Below are 19560 nucleotides of genomic sequence, written 5' to 3'. Positions count from 1 at the left end.
AATCAGCCTGACTAGCAGCCTTGCATTGAAGTTGACATCAACTGGCTAGACTCTTCGAGGGTCTGCTGCTGACAGCCGGATCGTGCCATAGCCGGCCTGAATTTTGAGAAGGCAATCTCGTGGTTTCAGGATCCTCCCGCGCTTCGAGGAATCGCGGCAAGAAACGTGGAGACAACGATCGCCGCAGCGCTGTCCAACGCCAGGATGGTGGCGACACTGAGTGCATAAGGGGCCCTGTGCCTGTCAGCCCCGAGCGGTCTCCGGATCGCGAGGAGAACCTCGGTTGCCAACTCGCGGTCACTGCGAGGGGTACCGTCCGAGCGCACCACCCACTCGTCAACGCTCTCAGCAGGAATACTCGCTCGAAAAATTCCGATGACTGGAACGCGTATTCGATCGTCCCTGTCATCCAGAACTGGAATCACCATCGCGCACGAGAGCGTCGCGCAGTCTTCAAGATCGATTTTCATCGGCCACCTCCCTGAAGGTGTTTTTGAACAGTATCTTGCAGAGCGCGTGTTTAGGCGGCGACGACCGCGAGGTTCACCTGTGAAATTCCGCACAGACCGGGACGAACAAAGGTGAACAACTGTGGCGCCGGCAGGATTCGATCCAGATCGAAACTCCCGAGTAGATCCGGCCGCGTCTACGTACAGTGTCTAGTCGGCCATCGAATGATGGGTGGTGCATCGCGTGTGCGACGCCTTTGCGGGGTTCAACATGGAGGCGGTCAAGACTCGATGTGGCATCAGCACCAAGGCCAACCAGCCCGTGGCAAGAAGCTGATTCGACCTTCACATCACCTATGATCGATGCGTCAGGTCTTCAGCCTGACATCCTCCCTGCTCGCTATCGGCGAGCCTTAGGCCCGCTTCACGCGGGCCTTTTCTTTGGTGCGCCCAGCATGGGCGCGATCTTGGAGGTGCAAGTCCTCCCGCGAGCTGACCACAGTGAGCGAAGCGCAACTGCGTGAGGGGGCGGCCGCAATGTCGGCCTGAGTAGGTCCTGCCAAGAGTTTAAGTCCCCTATCGGGCTTGACCTTTCGAAGGTCTGCCCAGGGTTCAGGCCGCATGAATGTGTCAGCTCAAGTGGCTGCGTCAATGCAGTGCGGCACTTTTCCACTCGGCTGTGAATTCGAGTGGCGGCCGCCGCTAGGCAGATGCCAACAGCGATTGTGTGGTGAGCGCAACATCGACGCCGACCAGGCGGCAGTCACGGCGCCGAACTATTGCTGCATCAGCGTTTCAGTTATACGGATCTCCTTGCCCGAATTGAAACACTCAGCAAGGGATACGTTTTTCGGGGGCAAGCTCAGTTAAACGCGGCCGCCAGCGTTGGCTGGAGCACCTCTGAATTGCAAACAGATCTTTGTCATCTCTTGCTCCGGCTATCACCTGGCCAAATCCTCGCCATCAAGGACCAGTCTCCACACGTGTCGAGATGTCCGAATTCCCGAGGCTACCCCTTCGGGCACGACAGTTCACGCTCACACGCCAAGATGACGAGTCCGAACTCGTTGCCACCTCTGCCGATCGATTTGTGCCTTTTCCTTTGCCAAGGATCACACGAATCTGTCAAATCATTGCCACGATAGCAACCTATCGTGTTATTGGCGTTATCAGCCGGAATTGCTACGATTTGCTTCGCTGGCCCAGCAGTCCAGAACATCAGGGGGATTCCATGCCAACAGGCACCGCACAGCTTGCGCGCGTTCTCAGCGTTTCATCGTCGGCCATGCCCATGCTGGGCGGCGAGCCGGCCCTGGAGCCCATCGCCATCGAAGGCGACGAAGGGCTCAGCAGGCTGTTCCATTACACCCTGACCCTGGCCACCCCCGAGCAGCCCGGCTACAACGAACGCCAGGCCGCCAACGTGGCCATCAAGCAGCTGGTGGGCGAGGCGCTCACGGCGCACATCGTGCTCGATGGACGCCCGGGCTCGGGCCCGCAGCGGCGCCATCTCTCGGGCCTTGTGACGCGCGTGCGCTTCTTGCGTCTGGAGAACCGGCGTGCGCTGTACGAAGCCGTGATCGAGCCCTGGCTCACGCTGGGCACGCGCACCAGCGACTACCGCATCTTCCAGAACCAGAACGTGCTGGACATCGTCAGGGAGGTGCTCGGCAAGTACGGGCTTCCCTTCGACGTGCGGGCCGTGCGCAGCTATCCGCCGCGCGAGTTCCAGGTGCAGTACGGCGAAAGCGACTACGACTTCGTCGCACGGCTGCTGCACGAGTGGGGCCTGTACTTCTACTTCGAGCACGAAGAGAGCAGTCACAAGCTGGTGATCGTCGACGACATGGCGTCGCACCAGCCCTTCGCCCATGCGGGCTACCAGCGCATTCCCTTCCATGCGGCGGAGGCCACCGTGCGCGAGGAGCATTGCGACCGCTTCAACGCCTGCGAGGCGCTGCAAAGCGGCCGCTGGGTGATCGGCGACTTCGACTTCAAGCGCCCGAAGGCCGAGCTGCAGCAGGTCAGCGCCATGCCGCGCAAGACGGCGCAGAACACCTGGGAGCGCTATGGCTGGCCGGGCGACTACGTGGTGGAGTCCGAAGGCGAGCAGCTGGTGCGCACGCGCATGGAAGAGACCGGCAGCCAGGGCGAGCGCGCCGGCGGCTCGGGCAACCTGCGCGCGGTGGTGCCGGGCTGCCTGGTCACGCTGGAGCGCCATCCCCAGAACGAGTCGAACCGCGAGTACCTGGTGACGGACGCCCGCTTGCGGCTGCAGGACGTGGGCGATGCCAGTGCGCAGCAGGAATTCGAGTGCCGCGTCGATTTCGAGGTGATTCCGACGAGCAAGGTGTTCAGGGCATCGGCCCCGCCGGTGCCCAGGCCGCGCACCACGGGCCCGCAGACGGCGATCGTCACGGGCCCGGCCGGCCGCGAGATCTGGACCGATGAATACGGCCGCGTGAAGCTCAGCTTCCACTGGAACCGCTACTGCACGAAGGACGAGAACAGCTCGTGCTGGGTGCGCGTGTCCTCGCCCTGGGCCGGCACCAATTTCGGCGGCATCCAGATCCCGCGCATCGGCCAGGAGGTGATCGTCGACTTCGAGAACGGCGACCCCGACCGCCCCATCGTCACGGGGCGCGTCTACAACGCCGACAACATGCCGCCGTGGACCCTGCCGGACAACGCCACGCAAAGCGGCCTGCTCACGCGCAGCTCCGAAGGCGCGACCGATGCCAATGCCAATGCGCTGCGCTTCGAGGACAAGAAGGGCCAGGAGCAGCTGTGGCTGCATGCGGAGCGCAACCAGGACATCGAGGTCGAGCGCGACGAGACGCACTGGGTGGGCAACGACCGCACCAAGACCATCGACCGCGACGAAACCGTGCATGTGAAGCACGACCGCACGGAGACCGTCGATCACGACGAGACCATCACCGTCCACAACAACCGCACCGAGACGGTCGATGGCAACGAGACGATCACGATCCACAAGAACCGCACCGAGACCGTGGACCTCGACGAGACCATCACGGTGCACAAGAACCGCACCGAGACCGTCGACCTCAACGAGACCATCGGCATCGGCATGAACCGCACCGAGACGGTGGGCATGAACGAGACCATCGACATCGGCGACAACCGCGTGGTGACCATCGGCGGCAACAAGGCCGAGACGGTGGCCCTGGCCAAGGCCGAGACCATCGGCCTTGCCAAGGCGCTGACCATCGGCCTGGGCTACCAGGTGTCGGTGGGCGCGGCAATGAACACCAGCGTGGCGCTGATGCAGACCGAGCAGGTCGGGCGCTCCAAGCGCGTCGATGTGCGCAACACCTTCGATATAACCGCGGGCGACGAATTCAGCATCACGGTCGGTAAGTCCACGCTGGTGATGAAGTCCGATGGCACCATCACCTTCAACGGCCACACCTTCAACGTCGGCACGAGCGGCGAGCAGTATTTCAACGCCGATGGACACATCACGTCGAAGGCGAACAAGATCCAGGAGAACTGAACGTGCACGCCAACGACCGTCGCGCCAATCCGCCCGCGTTGCCATCGCTTCAGGGCGATGCGCTGCTCGAGGAGCTGATTGCAAAGCCCGCCGACAAGCCAGAGCGCCGTGGCGCGCAGGGCATCGTGCTCGGCACGTTGGTCGATCTGGGTGTCGAAGGTGCGGAGAAGGCCGTGCCGCGCGTGCGCCTGGCCGGCATGGGCACGATGGACGTGCTGTGTTCGCTGGTGCCGCTGGCCGCGACCGATGTAGGAAGCACGGTGGCACTGGGTTTCAGTGGCGTCGACATGCGCCAGGCCATCATCCTGGGCCTTGTGTGGGAGCCGCAGGAGCAAAGACCACCAGCACCAGCCGTGCCGCGCGGCGACGGGCGCGTTGTCATCGAAGCAACAAATGAGATCGAACTGCGCTGCGGCGAGTCGGCACTCATCCTCTCGGCTGACGGTCGCATCCAGCTGCGCGGTCACTACATCACCAGCCATGCCAGCGCGACTCAGCGCATTCTGGGCGGCTCGGTCAACGTCAATTGAGAGCGGGGCAGGCACCGCGATGGAAGTAGCCGTTGGCAACAAGAACCTCGTCGCGGGCGCTGTGGTGGCGCTGGACGTCGCCAGCCGGGAACACCTGGTGGTGGTGGCCAAAGCCACCTGGCGCATTCCGCTGCCCCGGCAACGACCGGGACCGTTACCGCCCGAGGCACTGCAACAGACCGATCTGTACGTTGCGGAGCCAGGACTGAGCGCGATGCTCTACGGCAGCGATTTCGCGCGCTTCAAGCCGCGTTGCGACGTGTTGTTCAATGCGAGCGCACACAGCCCGAATGGCGAGCCAGTCACCCAATTGGCGGTAGGCTGGCGAGTCGGGCCGCTGAGCAAGCGGCTCAACGTAGTGGGGCCGCGCACCTGGTTGCGGGCATTCGGGAGCACGACCTTGAGTGCCCCCGCGCCTTTCACGCGGTTGCCGTTGCATTACGGACTGGCATTTGGCGGCAAGCGTATTCGTCTCGCGGGCAAGGGCGACGCGCGGCAATTCGTGGAGGAGACGCTGCCCTCCAATCCTTCGGGTGTCGGCTACGCGGCCACGGTTGCGTCCGACATCATCGACGGCGTGCCGGCTCCGAGCCTCGAGGCAATGAACGAGCCCTTCGCCAGGCCTGCGGACATGCATGCGCCGGTGGCCTTCTCCGCCATCGGCAGGCATTGGCTGCCGCGCAAGACCTATTCGGGCACCTGCGACGACGCATGGCGCAGGGACGTATTCCCGCTGCTGCCTGCAGACTTCGACGAACAGTTTCATCAGTGCGCGCCGCAAGACCAGCAAATGGGCTACCCGCGAGGCGGCGAAGAAGTCATCTTGCTGAACATGATGGCTGCCCGGCCCGACGTGCGCTTTCACCTGCCCATGCTTGACAGCGTTCCCGTGCGGGTGCTGCGCAAGGACTACAGCGTGCAGACATGCGAGGCGGTTGTGGACACCCTCTACTTCGAGCCCGACCAAGAGCGCTTTTCGGTCGTGTGGCGCACCAGCCTGCCCATCCGACGAAGGGCGCAAGAGTTCGAGGCCATCGCAGTCGGCCCCGTGGACCCTGCCTGGTGGGCCGCAAGGTCCATGGGCCTGGATGGCAGCGAATGCGCTGGATGCGGCCCGGAAGAGAGCGAAGCTGTGATGCTGGGAGGCCGGCATGGCGCCTGGGAACGATAGAGCTGCGGCCCTGGTCCGCTCGATGCCGCCGCAGCGCTTTCAGCCCTTGCGGGTGGCGGGCCGGGGTATCTGCTGTGCTGTCGGCCACCGGGCGCAGGCCGCCGTCGCAGCGATCAACGCCAGAGTGAATCACTTCAGGGAAACCGGCTTCATCGACCAGGAAGGCGGACCGGTCGTTGGTGGGGCGCTTCATGACGTGTCGATCTGGGGTGAGGAGCGCTGGCACGCGATGTTGTACAGCGTGATCACCGAGAGCCTGGCATCCCTGACGCATGTGTCCTTCGAGCGCGTTGCCGTCGTCATGCTCTCGGCCGAACCGGAGCGAATCGGCATCACGCACGAAGGGTTCGGGCGTGTGCTCGCCGAGCTGATGAACACCAGGTGCCTGTCCGGGGCCGGCAGGTTCCATGCCCTGTCGCGCCGGCTGGCCTATGGCAAAGGCGGCATTGCACAGGCGTTGGAAGAAATCTCGGCCATCTTGTGCCAGCGTGGAGGTCCGGACTACGTCGTGTTGGCGGCGGCAGATTCTTTTCTTCATGCGGGTGCGATCGAGCACTACCTCGAGGCAGAACGCATCGCCACGCCATCAAACCCGGACGGCTTCATTCCGGCCGAAGGCGCGTCTGCCGTGTTGCTCAGTCACCGGGCTGAGGGACGTACGGAGTCGCTCTGGATCGAAGGCTGCGCGACGCATGACGATCCGTGGCGCGTTGGCTGTGAAGAGCCGCAGCGCGCGCTGGCGCTGACTCGGGCCATCCGCGATGCTGCGCAAGAGGCCGGCGTTGAAGTCAGTGCACTTGCCTTTCATGCCAGTGGAATGACGGGGGAGAGCTGGTCAGCGAAGGAAATCAATCTGGCGCTTTCTCGATCGCTCGAAAGGCGCGTGGCCGAATTTCCGCACAGCATCATTGCCGGTCATGTGGGGGAGACTGGCGCTGCCGCCCCCGTGCTTGCGTTGGCATGGCTGGCCGACGCGATGGGCCGCGGCGATGGTCCGGGGCGCAGCGCCCTGCTGCACTTCGCAGGAGACGACGGCCGGCGTGCTGCGCTCGTCGTTCGCTTTCGATCGCCCGGGCCGGGCTGACACCTCATCAGGACCCAACGATCATGAAAACCCATGTCTACGCCAACGGGCTGGAGATCGCCAGCAAGGCCGTGGGCGGCGACGGCATTTCGCCCCAGGCATTTCCCGACCCATGCTGGAGCCCCCCGGGGCCACCCGCCGGGCCCATTGTCATTCCCTACCCCAATACCTGCTACGCGAGCAGCATCAAGAACGGAACCTCCACGGTCTTCATCGTAGGCAAGGAAGTGGCGATCGAAGACCACTCCTACTTTGCGACAAGTACCGGCAACGAGCCGGCGACGCAGGCCTTTCCCAAAGGCGTGGCGACGCATGTCATTACCGGCAAGGCCTACTTCACGCAGTGGTCCTTCGACGTGATCTTCGAAGGCTACGGCGTCCCGCGTCACACCGATCTCGTCAGCCACAACCATGGCTCGATGCCGAGCAACACGCCGGTGTTCCCCTACATCTCCCGCGGCTGGGGCAGCCACGACTGCGCGAAGGAAGAAAAGAAGATCGAGCGCGCCTGCGCGCCCGAGAACGACCAATCCGAGACTCGCCAGGAACTCAAGAAGAAGAGCAAGTTTTCCGCGCTTCTGAAGGCGGGAAGGAAGAACTCGGGGGACAAGAAAAACACGCACTGGACCGACGATCACTGCGATGGGCTGGAAATCAATCTGGGCGGCCCGAAAGGAGTCCAGAACGCCATGGACTATGCCAAGCAGATGCAAGAGGCCTACAAGAACCTGCCAGGGGAACTCGACCTGCTCAAAAGTCTCAGGGGCGAGCTACAGGACATGGCAACCCATGCAGGTGCAAAGGCCGCCGGGAAATGGGTCGCCAAGGCCGGTGCCAAGCAACTGGCCGGATCTGCGGTGCCGGCCTGGGGCAATGCGCTCATGGGGGTCTGGTCGGTGGTGGATGGCGCGATGGCCATCGGCGATGTCAATGAGATCCGCCGCGTCGCGGTTGAATCGATCGAAAAACTCAATGTCCTGGAGAAAGAGGCGACCAAGCTTCAGTCACTGGCCAATGAGTTCAAGGACTTCGACAAGCTCAGCCCGCAGCAGCAATTCGAGAAGGCGCAAAAGCTCGGCTCCGAGGGCCAGGATCTTCTGGCCACGTTGAACGACTGCACCCGGGCGCGCAAATGCAATCTGGTGCCGAAAAGCAAGAAGGACGGCGACAGGAAAGTGGAGACGGCCGATGGCAAGGGCTGCTGTCCCGGGCAGACGGGCCACCACCTGATCTACGGCGCCATGATGGACGGGGTGAGCTGCCCGGGCTACGAGTACAGCACTGCGCCAACGGTGTGCGTGGAGGGGTTCAGTCAGAACCATGGCAGTCACGGGCGGGTGCACGATCTGATGGACCGCGAAACGCAAATGCTTGCCAGGAATAACAAACTCCAGGGCGGCACGATGAGCATGAAAGAAGCCATCGACTCTGCTGTGAAGTCTCACCAGGAAGCCTTTCCCATGTCGCGGTGCTCGCCGAAGTGCATTCGCGCGCAGCTGGAAAACTACTACAACTGCCCTGGCGCCAGGCCCAAGGCGCTCAACAAAAACGGCAAGCCACCGGCCCCTGACGCCGGCAACAACTCGGACGACTAATGGAGAACGAATTGAGTCAGTCAATCTATCTGAGCAAAGAGGTCTGGGCAGCGGAAATCAAAGGGTGGTCCATCACCGACTGCACCGTTCGAAGCCGCTCCTTCCTCTACATCTGCCTTCGCCAGGATGTGCCCGACGAACAGGCGTCAAAGATGTGGGACCACGACATCCTTACCAAGCTGTTTGTTCTCAACCTCGAAAAGCCGGGAACCACTTTCGGCTCGCGCACGCTGGAGGGCTACAACAAGCCGCGGATCGGGGTGGCCCTGAAGCCACTGGCCCAGGGCCTGCTTGTCGCCAGGAACAACGACGGGCAAGTCAGCGTGCTGGGCGGCGGCGGAAAATTTCCCGACGAGTTCATCGACCCGGGCAAGGTGCCCATGACCTACCGGGTCAAAACGATCGACGGCTTCGCCTATTCGGTCGGTGGAGGGCGGGCCATCTATAAACGTACCGACATCGGCAAGTGGACGAAGGTCGGCGAGGGATTTCCGCAGAAGGATGCATCTTCTTCGCAGGGCTTCAACGACATGGATGCCTTCTCGGCGAACGACATGTACGCCGTCGGCGGCCATGGTGATGTGTGGCACTTCGATGGCAAAGCCTGGAAGCAGATGGGATTTCCAAGCAACGTGCAACTCGGCACCGTGACGTGTGCCGGCGATGGCAAGGTCTACATCTCGGGCGAGGGAGGAAGTCTCTGGGTGGGTCGCGAGTCCACCTGGAAGAGCATCTACAAAGGGAGTTCCGGCATCCTGTGGAACGATGCTGCCTGGTTTGACGGCCAGCTTTGGCTGTCCTCCGACTACCAGTTCCGCGTCTGGAACGGCAGCGAATTGCTGCCTGTGACTCACAAGGGAGAACTGGTGTCCGCCAGTGGTCACATGGATGTGCGTGACGGACTCCTGGGCATTGCCAGTCCGACGCATGTCTGGACCTTCGATGGTCAGCAATGGCGCACGATCGTCGCGCCGTACCTCGACTGATCCGGTTCCAATGGGTCTTGCCGCAACCACCATTCCTGCGACCATCGAGCCGCTGGTTCGCCGCCACGCCGAAGATGCCGCGTTCTATTGGCAATACATCGACACTTCGCGCACGTCGGTCCATTTGAGCTGGCAAAAATTCAAGCATTTCGATCGCATGCTCGGCGCGCATCTCGAGGGGTTGCAAGTGGCCGGCTCCGCGGGGCTTTCGACGACCTTGGCTGCGCTCGACCGTTGGAAAAAAGCGGGAGAGGCCTTTGCAGGCAGTTGGGTCGCCATGCAGTCTGGCGATGCGGCGGGCTTGGCGCGGGTGATGTCCCTTGTGCGAGCACGTCCCGACACCCTGCTGCGCGGCGTTGTTTCCGCCTTGGCGCGCCTGCCGCTGTCCAGGGCCCAGGACATACTGCACCGATGGAGCGGCGAGCCATCCGACCCCGTGACCGCCGTCGCGGCGCTGCGAGCGGCCGCGCTCATCGGAGCGCCAGCCTTGCCGGCCCTCTCACTCCCGCTGGCACACTGGCTGGTTCACCCTGCGCCGTTCGTGCGCGCGGCCGCGTGTCGTGCGGCCGCGGCGACACGGAGTGCCTCCCCTTGGCAGCATGAACCCATGGCATCGCAGGCGCGCGACACCGCCGCTGCCCTGGTGCAGGCGCTTGGCGACAGCGACCATGCCGTGCGCGCGGAGGCCTCCATTGCATTGGGCGGGTCGGCAGCGCACCGCTCACAGGCGTTGGCCGTCCTCTGGCGCTGCGTGATGGTGCAAGCGGCGCACGCCCAGCAGGCCACCGGCTGGTTTCGCCAGCAGGCCAACAGGCGCCTAGACCGCTGGTTGCGGCATCTGGCCTGCCTCGTGCCGATGCGGCACCCCGACATACCGGGCCTCTACGCATTTCTGCCGGCGAGGGCCGGACTCTACTTCGCGCTACACCACGGTGACCCGTCGCACTTGCCCTACGTGACAAGCCGAATCGCGCATCCAGAGGAAGCACGCTATGCAGCCTGGGTGTGGCAGACCTTGACGGGCATCGATTTGGCAGCTCACGGCTTGACACTGGAAGAACACGAACCTGCCGGTGCCGACGACCGTCAATTGTTGACTGCCGCCCGCCTCGACGCCGACAACGGCCTGCCGATGCCTAACCTGCCTGCCGTGCAACACGCCCAACTTACGCTGCGTTTGGATCTCGGAACCAATCAGCGTCTGTTGTACGGGCGCCAGGCCACGCAAGCGTGGCTGGTGGAACTGCTTCAGCATGCGCCGCAACCGCTACGTGCCGTCGCAGCTCATGCCCTGCACTATCGCGTGCCCGGTGTGGGTCTGAGCGTGCGCGGCGGTGCAGAGTCCCAGTGCAGGCAGATTGAGCAACTGCCGAGCGCCGGCAGCACGGAACCGTGGCATTCATGACCATGCTCGACCCCTGGCGCCATGCGGCCGACATCGCTGAACGCCTGCAACAGCCCGACGGCAGCCTGATCACCGTGCTGGGGGCGCAAGCCTGGTGCGACAAGTGTCGGCGGCTGCGTCCCGAGTTCGAACGCCTTGCAGCCCGGCAGGGCAGGTTGCTCAACACCGCATGGCTCTGGCTCGATCTGGAGGACCACGCCGAGTTTCTGGGGCGGTTCATACCGGAAGATCTGCCGTTGTTGCTGCATTTTCGGGAAGGCCGCTTGCTCGAATGCGGCATCGTCGAGGCGTTCGAGAATGCCGGCTGGCGGCTGCAACCGATGAATGAGCCTGAGAACCTGCCGTCGCTCTGGGCGACGTTCTCGATGGAGAACTGGGCGAAGTGATCGAGCAGTGCCAGGCGGTTTGCTATTCGGGGAGTCATTGTTTGTTTGAGCTCTACAACGATCTGGTAGCGGCCTCGATTCCAAATGATTGATTTGGAAATGTCTTCTGCACGTGCCCCGACTCAGGATGTAGGAGAGATACCTTCAGCGATTCTGCCGCCGGACCTGCGTCAAGCAGGCCTGCGTTTCGTGGCTTACATCGACACCGTGTTGAGCACGTGGCCGGAAGAGTGCCTGAACTGCGGCGCGAATCGCTTCAAGCTAATGTCCCCTGAGCACAGCGTATGGGGATTGGGGCGCTTTCGGTGCCTGAACTGTCGTCACATGCGATCCAGGCTCACGGGCAGTCCACTGATGCAACTCAAATCGCCCGATCTCTGGTCCAGCGCGGCCAGCCTGTGGCTGCACGGCTGGAATGCCGGCGACATCAGCAAGCGATTCGGGCTGTCGAACAACTGCCTGCTGCTCGACTGGCTGCCTCGCTTCTCGGAAGTAATGGCCGAGCGCGAGCCCGCACTATGGCACTGGTGGCATGCCTATCACGATCTGCTCGAGCCGAGCCTGCCAGTCCACATCGCCGCGCCGGCCGACGAGGCGTTGGCGGCCCTGCGTCGCATGCTCACTCAGCCCGTTGAGCGTTGTGTCGCATGTGGATCGATCAAGGGCCGACGACGCATCTCGAACCGAACGCCGACGCAGGGATGCGTCTTCGAGTGCGGGGTCTGTGGGCATTCGACGCGCAGTGTGGCTGGTACGCCTTTCGACGGCTTGAAGAGCCGACATTTGCTGCCCGACTTTCTGACCTTGCGGTTGCAAGGGGGCACTCATTCCGACTGCATGCGGCAGTTGGGAATCACGGTGCAATCGCTGTCTGCGAATTGGGAGCCGGCGATGCTTCGGTGGCTGGGCCAGCGGTGGCCGGTCCTGCCTCAATGGATCGCCTGGCGCACGCAGTGCCGGCGTTCCCAAGTGGTCCGGCAGGTGCGCGCAAACACGCACCCCCGACAACCGTTCATAGCACAGTCGAATGCCGCCACCGCTCACCAGGGCACGCCGGTCACATGGCCCAAGTATGAAGTATGAAAAGTAGGCCGGCAAAGTAGTGCTACGCCGGTGCCGGGTATCCTACTTATGAGTTGTTCACCTACCTTATCAAAAGAGATCCCACCTGATGTCAGATGCAAAAAACATGAGCTTTGCGGAGATCCAGAAGCGCATCAAGGACATGGATGCCGAACGTGCAGAGCTTGAGGCAGCGCTTCAAGCCAAGCGTGGCGAGGAAATCAAGGTTCTCGCTGACGCCTATGCGAAGAAGCTGCAGGCTGGAGGATTCTCGATCTCCGAAGGCGTCAAGGCATTGGCACCTTACGGCACACCGTAAGCGTCGTCTCAGCACCCTCTTTTTTTGTTGATGGCTTTGAGCAGGATTGGCGGTTCGGTGCGCGCGGCGGTCGTGTGCATCAAGAACTGCTAATGCACATCAATGAACGATCAAGACACCCCGAGCAAACGCCGTAGGCGCGAGCACAGCCCGATGTTCAAGCGCGAATTGGTCGCGCGCAGCCTGGTTCCCGGTGCGTCGGTGGCAGCCGTCGCGCTGGAGGCCGGCATCAACTCGAACCTCCTGTTCGCATGGCGCCGGATGCATCTGAGTGCACAAGAGCAGCCCCAGACGCCGGCGCCGTCCGAGCCCTCGCCGATGCTGTTGCCCGTCACCATTGAAGCCGCGCCGGTTGAGCCATGCCCCTCACCAACGGTGGCGGCGCCTCGCCAACCTGCCGGGACCATCGAGATCGACGTCGGCGGTGCGCGGGTTCGATTGCGCGGTGCGGTCGACGAAGCCAGCGTGCGCCATGTCCTGCAGACGCTGAAGGCGCTGGCGTGATCGGCCTGCCCACGAGCACCCGCGTCTGGATCGTCGCGGGCCACACCGACATGAGGAAGGGATTCAACGGCCTGTCAGCAATGGTGCAGACGGCGCTGGAGGCCAACCCCTTCTGCGGTCACGTCTTCGTCTTCCGCGGCCGGCGCGGCGACATGCTGAAGGTCCTATGGTTCGATGGCCAGGGCCTGCTGATCCTGGCCAAGCGTTTGGAGCGAGGCCGCTTCGTCTGGCCGCAGGCTGTGTCGGGCAAGGTCTCGCTGACCCCGGCGCAGCTGTCCATGCTGCTCGAAGGCATCGACTGGCGCATGCCGACGCGCACCGATCAGCCCGTGCTCGCGGCTTGAGGCGCGCTCAAGAATTCGTCTTTTGAACGCACGGGTCTCGGTCAATTCCGGGCAAGGCCGATGGCATAGTAGAGGGCGTGCCGAACACCGCCCACGCACCCCACACCGTCGACTCGCTGCTGCGCGTCGTGCAGGCGCGTGACGCGGAAGTGGCCCTGCTCAAGCTGCTCGTGGACAAGCTCAAAGTGCAGCTGCTGCGCCAGGTCCGGGCCCGCTTCGGTGCCTCCAGCGAACAGCTGGACGACCCGCAGATCGCGTTGATCGCTGACTTGCCGACACACGAGCTTGCGCCGGTCGCGCAGACCCCGCAGGCGCCAGCCGCCAACAGCGAAGGCTTCGACCGCAGCCTGCCCGCGCACCTGCCGCGCGAGAACCATGTGTACCGCCCCGAGGCGTCGGATGCACGGCGCGACGCCGCCGGCCAGGCCTGCGGCTGCAGCGCGTGCGGCGGGCGGCTGCGCCAGATCGGCCAGGACGTCTCCGAACAACTGGAATACGTGCCCTCGCGCTTCAAGGTGATCCGCCACGTGCGCCCCAAGCTCGCCTGCATGGCGTGCGAATCCATCTTCCAGGCGCCAGCGCCGAGCCGGCCCATCGCACGCGGCGTGGCCGGTCCCGGGCTGCTGGCCCACGTGCTGGTCGCCAAGTATTGCGACCACCAACCTCTCTACCGCCAGAGCCGCATCTACGCCCGCGAAGGTGTGCCCATTGAGCGCTCCACCATGGCCGGCTGGGTCGGTCAGAGCGAGAAGCTGCTGGACCCACTGGTTGCCGCGCTCGGGCGCTACGTGCTGGCGGGCTCCAAGCTGCATGCCGACGACACGCCCGTGGCGGTGCTCTCGCCCGGGCGCGGCCGGACCAAGACCGGAAGGCTCTGGGTCTACGTGCGTGACGATCGGTCCTCGGCGAGCACCGACGCGCCGGCCGCGTGGTTGCGCTGCTCGCCCGACCGCAAGGGCGAGCATCCCCAGGCGCACCTGAAGGACTTCAAGGGGGTCTTGCAGGCCGATGCGTATGCGGGCTTCGCCAGGCTCTACGCCGGCGGCGCCATCATCGAGGCTTCATGTTGGGCCCATGCGCGCAGACCGTTCTGGGATCTGCACGAGAGCCAGGGTCGGGCGCCGGGCTCGGTTGCCGAACAAGCGCTGCGGCGCATCGGTGCGCTGTATGCGATCGAGGCCGACATACGGGGGCGCCCTCCGGCCGAGCGATGCCGGGAGCGCCAGGCGCGGGCCGGTCCGTTGCTTGAGGAACTGTTCGCCTGGTTGAGAGGAATGCTCGGGCAGGTGTCTGCCAAGTCGGAGCTCGCGCGCGCCATCGGCTACACGCTCACGCGGCTCGGATCGCTGACGCGCTACCGCGACGACGGGCGCATCGAGATCGACAACAACGCCGCCGAGCGCGCGCTGCGCGGCGTCGGCCTGGGCCGAAAGAACTTCATGTTCATGGGCTCGGACGCCGGGGGCGAGCGCGCTGCGGCCATCTACAGCCTGGTGGAATCGGCCAAGTTGAACGGGCTCGACCCCGAGGCCTACCTGCGCGATGTGCTCGGGCGCATCGCGGACCATCCGATCAACCGCATCGACGAGTTGCTGCCGTGGAACATCGGTGGGCCGCAGCACATCGAGCAGCGACTGGCCGCCTGAGCACCTCGTGCCCGGGCGCTTGCAACCGGACAACGCGAAGAGGACGACAGAGTGAACCCGCAAGGCACCGACCCGAAGCTGATCGATGCGCTCAACCGGGCGAGCAGCCTGGAGCTGTTCCAGCTGAGCGCCATCATCGAACGGATGCTGGTCGATCCCAGACGCATCCTCGCCGTGCGCACAAACATGAATCTCGGCCAGACAGTGCGCTTCCTCGACTGGCGCGACGGTCAGATGCGCCATGGCAAGGTGGTCGCCATGAAGGACACGCAGGTGACTTTGCACGAGGAAGGCACGCGACGCGAGTGGAAGCTGCCCTATGCCGCCGTCGAACCACCGGATCCTGTAAGCCCGCCCGCAACGGCTTCTGCGCGCGCAGCACCACCGCAGAGCATGCCTTCACGGGGCGACTTCCGCTGCGGCGAGAAGGTCTCGTTCGACGACAGGTACCTCCAGCCGCAGGTAGGCGTCGTCGTGCGCATCAACCAGCGCACCGCCACCGTCGACACGGGCAACGGGCATTCATGGCGAGTGCCGTTCCACATGCTGCGCCAGGTCTTCGACATCTGATTGTTCGGCCACGGTCAAGAGGGCCGTGAGCTGACGCTTACGCTCAAACGCGATGATTTGCTTTCAGTGCTGAAGGCTTTGCGCGAAGGTCCGTTACTGGCCGGAAGCCGTCTGCCAGTCTGCATTTTTGGCCTCTTGCCAAGGTTGGTCAGTCTCCGACTTTGCTGGCAATGCATCGCCCACACGAAGTGCTTTCTGGACCGAGCCTCGACTTCAGGACCCCACCTCAGTGGCGGCGGCCTGTGGGTGCCAGAGCGGATGAATCCGACATTGCTGGCAAGGAACAGCATGCATCGAAGAAGATGAGACTCATCGCGTCCGTCGCGGGAAGCGAGGGTTACCGATGCGACTTGCGACCGCCGGGTTTTAAAGTCTGAATGGTGAGGATCACTAACTTTGCAAAAATTGGCGGCGGAGGTCACTAACTCTGAAATAGCTCAGGCGCGCCGGTTTGCAAAGTTGTTGCACAACTTGTTGATTTTCAAAGGATGCGAGGGTTAGTAACTTTGAACGCCCATACCAGATCTCGCGCTACCAGGGCAAGCTCAGCGGCCCGCTGCTGGACCGCATCGACCTGCACATCGAGGTGCCCGCGGTATCGGCGCAGCAGCTCATCGATGCGCCCCCCGGCGAATCGACCGCCAGCATCCGCAGCCGCGTGGTGGCCGCGCGCGAGTTCGCCCTGCAGAGCCAGGGCAGCCCCAACCAGGCGCTGCAGGCCGGCGCCATCGACAAGCATGCCGCGCTCGACGATGCGGCGCGCAAGTTCGTCTACAACGCCGCCGCCAAGCTCGGCTGGTCGGCGCGCAGCACGCACCGCGCGCTCAAGGTGGCGCGCACGGTGGCCGACCTGGCGGGCGCCGAATCGGTGGGGTGGTGCATGTGGCGGAGGCGGTGCAGTACCGCAGGGCGCTGCGAAACTGACCGCCGCCGCCAGGGTGGGGAGGAGTGCCTACTTGAACTCGTGGCTCACCACAGGCGCCGACTTGCTGTCCTGCACCGTCACGCGCTGGCGATAGGCATCGAGGTCGCCATTGCGCACTTCGATGTTGTAGATGCCCGGGCGCAGCGACAGCGACTTGAGCGGCGGGCTCACGCCGCGCTCGGCGCCGTCGACGAAGACCTGGCCCCACGGCCGGATGTTGAGCACCACGCGTCCCATGCCGGGCGCAGCGGCAGGCGGCGCGGGCGGCGGTGTCGGGCCGCCGGCAATCACGGTGGGTACGGAGTTCGTTGGCGCCGTGCCGGGTGCCGCAGGCACGGCCTGCGCGAGCCGGTTCAACTCGGCGAGGGCGTTGCGGGCATCGCGCGCATGCGGGCCGCGCCGGTAGCGGCGCAGGTAGGCCTCGTAGCCTTCGCGCGTGTTCTCGGCCTGGGCGAGGTTCCAGTCCTCGGCTTCGGCGGTGGCCATGGCGGCCTCCGGCGGCGTCACGGGCGTGGTGGTCGAGCCCGGCGGCGTTGCTGCGGGGTCCGTTGCTGCCGGGGCCGGTGCCGGCGCCGCGCCGACCGGCACGTTGGTCAGCGGCGTCAACGGGCCGGTCGGTGCGCTGGCGGCCGCCGCGGGAAGCGGCGTACCGCCGGGGGCTCCCGCCACGTTGTCGCCCGCGGGCGCCGTTGCGCCGCCGGGAGCGCTTTCGCCCGGTGGCATGGCGGCGGGCGGCGGCGCGTTGGCAGACATCGGCCCCGAAGGCGGGGGCACCGGCACCATGGCGGTCGAGGTCTCCTGCCGGCCCGAAGTCAGCTGAATGCCGATCCAGCTGCCCACGCCCACCAGGGCAATCAGCAGCGCGCCGACCAGGCCCCAGCGCGGCAGCGACGATTTCCTGGAGGGCGGCGAGGGCTGCCTGCCGGCGGCCACCGATGGCGCGCGTGCCGGCGCTGCTGCAGCCTCGCGCGGCGCGGCGGGCTTGGGCGCGGGTGCCGGGGCCGGCTCGGGCTTGGGCCCGGGTTGGGGCCTGGGCTTGGCGGGTTCAGGGACGGCGGCTTCAGACCGCGCAACACTGGCCGATGCAGCGGCTTCCGATGCTGCTGCTGCCGCCGTCGCTGGCGCCGGTGTCTGGGGCGCCGAGGCAGCCGGCGCTTGCTGCGGCACCGACGCCACAGCCGGCGCGGCTTTCGAAGACGGCGCACTGACGGCCGTCGGTGCCGCCAGCCCGCTCACGTAGGTGTCGCCCAGCTTGGCGAGCCCCAGTTCGGCCGCGAACGCGGCCACGGTCTGCGTGCGGTCCTTGCTGTGCACGGCCAGCGTGTGGTCGACGGCCGCGCAGAAGGCCGGGCTCAGGTCGCCGCGGCCCAGCGACGACAGCGGCACATAGGCGTCCTGCACGCTGCGCACCACGGCCGACGGCGGCGGGTGCCCGGTGACGGCGCGGTACAGCACGGCGCCCAGCGCGTAGAGGTCGGTCCACGCGCCCTGCAGCAGCGTGTTGTCGTCGGCATACTGCTCGATCGGCGAGTAGCCCGACTTCACCATCACCGCCACTTCGTCGACCAGGTCGGCAATCGACTTGCGCGCCGCGCCGAAGTCCAGCAGCACGGGAAGATCGTCCTGCTGGATGAAGATGTTGTCGGGCGCGATGTCGCGATGGAAGCACTGGCTGCGGTGCAGCGTCTCGAGCGCGCCGAGCAGCGGGCCGAGCATGCTCAGCAGCCAGGCCTCGGAGATCTTGGCCGGCTCTTCCTCGGCCAGGCGGCGCAGCGTGCGGCCGCGGTAGAGCTGGATCGCCATGTAGGCGGTGCTGTTCGCCTCCCAGAAGCGGTGCACCCGCACCAGTGCCGGATGACTGAACTGCGCAAGCGTGCGCGCCTCGTTGATGAAGCTGCGCAGGCCCGCCTGGAAGGTGGCCGTGAGCCGGTCGGAACGCACGTGCACGCTGTCGTCGCCCACGCGGCGCGCGAGCATCGAGGGCATGTATTCCTTGATGGCCACCTCGCGCTGCAGCGAGTGGTCGTAGGCCCGGTAGACGATGCCGAAGCCGCCTTCGCCAATGACCTCGAGCAGCTCGAATTCGTCCAGCCGGTGGCCCGCGTCGAGCGGATGGGGACGCTCCTGCGGATCGGCCTGCATGCTGGTGCTGCTGCTGTTGTTGCTGGCGTTGGTCGTCATGCATCTCCTCCCGCGGCGGGGTTGTTCATGCCCATGGCACATGCCCCTGTGAAAACAACTTGGAAAACAATGGCGTATTGAGGCCTCCGCTGTGGGCGGCGGTGCGCAGCGGCGAGCCGTCCGCCTGGTTGGTCCACCAGTAGCTGGTGCTTCCGAAGGCGTCGAAGCACAGCGGCAGCTCGGGCCAGCCGAGGCGCTGCTGGGCACCTGTTGCGCCAGCGCCCCCCGCCGCGGGCCCGAGGATCGAAAGGATGTCGTCCGAGCCGCCGCTCGCGGTCTGGAAGCCGCCATGGGCCGCCGCCAGCACCTGGCGGTCGAACTGGTCGGGCGCCACGCTGTGGCGGATCGCCTGCAACAGCACGGTGCCGCATCGCCAGTACCACGCGGCGGAGCCCTCGAGCATGGAGGGCCGGTAGCTCGATGCGGCCACCTGCAGCGTCACGCACACGGGGTAGTAGCGCCCCACGCGGTCGCAGCTGGGCGCCAGGCAGCCGAACTGCACCGCGTCCACGCCCTGCGTGGCCGGAATTGCAAAGTTCCAGACCGGCGCCACCACGTAGTGCCGCGTCATGGCGTCGGGCCAGCGCTTGAAGGTGCCCAGGCCGTTCTGCATCCAGCGGTCCCACCAGGCCTGGAGCTCGCGCGGTACCCGGCGATAGAGAAAGTCGCCGGCCGCGGGCAGCTTGCCGTACCAGCCGATCTGCTCGTCGTCGGGCACCCACACCCGCGGCGAAGGAATGCCGCTGTTCATCTCAGTGGTCCATGGCGCCATGCGCCTTCCGCGCCGCATGAAACGCGGCTTTAATTGCTGCTGCGGCGTCCGGCACAGAGGTCGGTTCAAACTTGGTGCGTTTAGCCCGTATCTCAGTGGGACCCGCGGCTCCAC

17 protein-coding genes and 1 pseudogene are annotated in these 19560 nt (G+C 65.0%); 15 read left to right on the top strand and 3 right to left on the bottom strand.

What is annotated here, in order from left to right; translation table 11 throughout:
• Positions 1 to 125 precede the first annotated feature (125 nt).
• The gene (locus VAPA_RS01310) at positions 126 to 470 is read right to left on the bottom strand and encodes a hypothetical protein (RefSeq protein WP_021004964.1); all 345 of its coding nucleotides are present in this window, start codon (positions 468 to 470) and stop codon (positions 126 to 128) included.
• Positions 471 to 1680: 1210 nt separating this feature from the next.
• On the opposite strand from VAPA_RS01310, the gene VAPA_RS01305 reads away from it, so the two are divergent.
• The 15 genes and pseudogenes from VAPA_RS01305 to VAPA_RS33720 form a co-directional block, all read left to right on the top strand.
• Entirely contained in the window at positions 1681 to 3966 is a 2286-nt protein-coding gene (locus VAPA_RS01305) for a type VI secretion system Vgr family protein (RefSeq protein WP_021004963.1), read from the top strand.
• 2 nt (positions 3967 to 3968) lie between these two features.
• Positions 3969 to 4496 carry a hypothetical protein gene (locus VAPA_RS01300; RefSeq protein WP_021004962.1) on the top strand — a complete coding sequence of 176 codons (528 nt, stop codon included), beginning with the start codon at positions 3969 to 3971 and terminating at the stop codon, positions 4494 to 4496.
• Positions 4497 to 4515: 19 nt separating this feature from the next.
• Positions 4516 to 5667 (top strand): DUF2169 family type VI secretion system accessory protein, encoded by a 1152-nt coding sequence (locus tag VAPA_RS01295; RefSeq protein ID WP_021004961.1) that lies wholly within the window; start codon positions 4516 to 4518, stop codon positions 5665 to 5667.
• A 22-nt stretch (positions 5668 to 5689) separates the two neighbouring features.
• Complete coding sequence (locus VAPA_RS01290) at positions 5690 to 6751, top strand: hypothetical protein (protein ID WP_155248039.1); 1062 nt, start codon at positions 5690 to 5692, stop codon at positions 6749 to 6751.
• A gap of 23 nt (positions 6752 to 6774) precedes the next feature.
• A complete protein-coding gene (locus tag VAPA_RS01285) occupies positions 6775 to 8346 on the top strand; it encodes a PAAR-like domain-containing protein (RefSeq protein ID WP_021004959.1) in 1572 nt (523 codons plus the stop codon).
• Positions 8346 to 9332 carry a beta propeller repeat protein gene (locus VAPA_RS01280; RefSeq protein WP_021004958.1) on the top strand — a complete coding sequence of 329 codons (987 nt, stop codon included), beginning with the start codon at positions 8346 to 8348 and terminating at the stop codon, positions 9330 to 9332. The genes VAPA_RS01285 and VAPA_RS01280 overlap by 1 nt, the downstream gene beginning before the upstream one ends.
• Before the next feature lie 10 nt (positions 9333 to 9342).
• Complete coding sequence (locus VAPA_RS01275; RefSeq protein WP_021004957.1) at positions 9343 to 10737, top strand: hypothetical protein; 1395 nt, start codon at positions 9343 to 9345, stop codon at positions 10735 to 10737.
• Positions 10734 to 11123 (top strand): thioredoxin family protein, encoded by a 390-nt coding sequence (locus VAPA_RS01270; RefSeq protein ID WP_021004956.1) that lies wholly within the window; start codon positions 10734 to 10736, stop codon positions 11121 to 11123. The genes VAPA_RS01275 and VAPA_RS01270 overlap by 4 nt, the downstream gene beginning before the upstream one ends.
• An 84-nt stretch (positions 11124 to 11207) precedes the next feature.
• Positions 11208 to 12206 carry a hypothetical protein gene (locus VAPA_RS01265; RefSeq protein ID WP_021004955.1) on the top strand — a complete coding sequence of 333 codons (999 nt, stop codon included), beginning with the start codon at positions 11208 to 11210 and terminating at the stop codon, positions 12204 to 12206.
• Between the two features lie 88 nt (positions 12207 to 12294).
• Positions 12295 to 12504: a hypothetical protein gene (locus VAPA_RS01260; RefSeq protein ID WP_021004954.1), complete on the top strand. Its 210-nt coding sequence runs from the start codon at positions 12295 to 12297 to the stop codon at positions 12502 to 12504.
• Positions 12505 to 12606: 102 nt separating this feature from the next.
• Positions 12607 to 13008: an IS66-like element accessory protein TnpA gene (gene tnpA, locus VAPA_RS01255; protein ID WP_021004330.1), complete on the top strand. Its 402-nt coding sequence runs from the start codon at positions 12607 to 12609 to the stop codon at positions 13006 to 13008.
• Positions 13005 to 13352: an IS66 family insertion sequence element accessory protein TnpB gene (gene tnpB, locus VAPA_RS01250; protein WP_021004331.1), complete on the top strand. Its 348-nt coding sequence runs from the start codon at positions 13005 to 13007 to the stop codon at positions 13350 to 13352. Before tnpA ends, tnpB begins: the two co-directional genes overlap by 4 nt.
• Positions 13353 to 13429: 77 nt before the next feature.
• Positions 13430 to 14998: an IS66 family transposase gene (gene tnpC, locus VAPA_RS01245; protein WP_021004953.1), complete on the top strand. Its 1569-nt coding sequence runs from the start codon at positions 13430 to 13432 to the stop codon at positions 14996 to 14998.
• A 51-nt stretch (positions 14999 to 15049) separates the two neighbouring features.
• A complete protein-coding gene (locus tag VAPA_RS01240) occupies positions 15050 to 15568 on the top strand; it encodes a hypothetical protein (protein ID WP_021004952.1) in 519 nt (172 codons plus the stop codon).
• Between the two features lie 514 nt (positions 15569 to 16082).
• Positions 16083 to 16492, top strand: a pseudogene (locus tag VAPA_RS33720) (magnesium chelatase subunit ChlI family protein); the annotation flags it as partial.
• 28 nt (positions 16493 to 16520) lie between these two features.
• Here VAPA_RS33720 and VAPA_RS01230 read toward each other — a convergent pair.
• Both VAPA_RS01230 and tagF read right to left on the bottom strand, forming a co-directional pair.
• On the bottom strand, positions 16521 to 18674 hold the full coding sequence (locus VAPA_RS01230) for a serine/threonine protein kinase (RefSeq protein ID WP_021004951.1): 2154 nt from the start codon (positions 18672 to 18674) through the stop codon (positions 16521 to 16523).
• A 25-nt stretch (positions 18675 to 18699) separates the two neighbouring features.
• Positions 18700 to 19425: a type VI secretion system-associated protein TagF gene (gene tagF / locus VAPA_RS01225; RefSeq protein ID WP_021004950.1), complete on the bottom strand. Its 726-nt coding sequence runs from the start codon at positions 19423 to 19425 to the stop codon at positions 18700 to 18702.
• Positions 19426 to 19560: the final 135 nt, after the last annotated feature.

This window comes from Variovorax paradoxus B4 (assembly GCF_000463015.1).
Classification (GTDB): domain Bacteria; phylum Pseudomonadota; class Gammaproteobacteria; order Burkholderiales; family Burkholderiaceae_C; genus Variovorax; species Variovorax paradoxus_E.
Note: the sequence above shows the minus strand (reverse complement) of the source record. Positions and strands in the feature narration are given on the sequence as shown.

What these genes read in the sequence shown, in the direction of transcription:
- VAPA_RS01310 (WP_021004964.1), bottom strand. Translation starts at nt 470, where the DNA reads ATGAAAATCGATCTTGAAGACTGCGCGACGCTCTCGTGCGCGATGGTG.
- VAPA_RS01260 (WP_021004954.1), top strand. Translation starts at nt 12,295, where the DNA reads ATGTCAGATGCAAAAAACATGAGCTTTGCGGAGATCCAGAAGCGCATC.
- VAPA_RS01265 (WP_021004955.1), top strand. Translation starts at nt 11,208, where the DNA reads ATGATTGATTTGGAAATGTCTTCTGCACGTGCCCCGACTCAGGATGTA.
- VAPA_RS01285 (WP_021004959.1), top strand. Translation starts at nt 6,775, where the DNA reads ATGAAAACCCATGTCTACGCCAACGGGCTGGAGATCGCCAGCAAGGCC.
- VAPA_RS01230 (WP_021004951.1), bottom strand. Translation starts at nt 18,674, where the DNA reads ATGACGACCAACGCCAGCAACAACAGCAGCAGCACCAGCATGCAGGCC.
- tnpA (WP_021004330.1), top strand. Translation starts at nt 12,607, where the DNA reads ATGAACGATCAAGACACCCCGAGCAAACGCCGTAGGCGCGAGCACAGC.
- tagF (WP_021004950.1), bottom strand. Translation starts at nt 19,425, where the DNA reads ATGAACAGCGGCATTCCTTCGCCGCGGGTGTGGGTGCCCGACGACGAG.
- VAPA_RS01295 (WP_021004961.1), top strand. Translation starts at nt 4,516, where the DNA reads ATGGAAGTAGCCGTTGGCAACAAGAACCTCGTCGCGGGCGCTGTGGTG.
- VAPA_RS01280 (WP_021004958.1), top strand. Translation starts at nt 8,346, where the DNA reads ATGGAGAACGAATTGAGTCAGTCAATCTATCTGAGCAAAGAGGTCTGG.
- VAPA_RS01290 (WP_155248039.1), top strand. Translation starts at nt 5,690, where the DNA reads ATGCCGCCGCAGCGCTTTCAGCCCTTGCGGGTGGCGGGCCGGGGTATC.
- VAPA_RS01275 (WP_021004957.1), top strand. Translation starts at nt 9,343, where the DNA reads ATGGGTCTTGCCGCAACCACCATTCCTGCGACCATCGAGCCGCTGGTT.
- VAPA_RS01270 (WP_021004956.1), top strand. Translation starts at nt 10,734, where the DNA reads ATGACCATGCTCGACCCCTGGCGCCATGCGGCCGACATCGCTGAACGC.
- VAPA_RS01305 (WP_021004963.1), top strand. Translation starts at nt 1,681, where the DNA reads ATGCCAACAGGCACCGCACAGCTTGCGCGCGTTCTCAGCGTTTCATCG.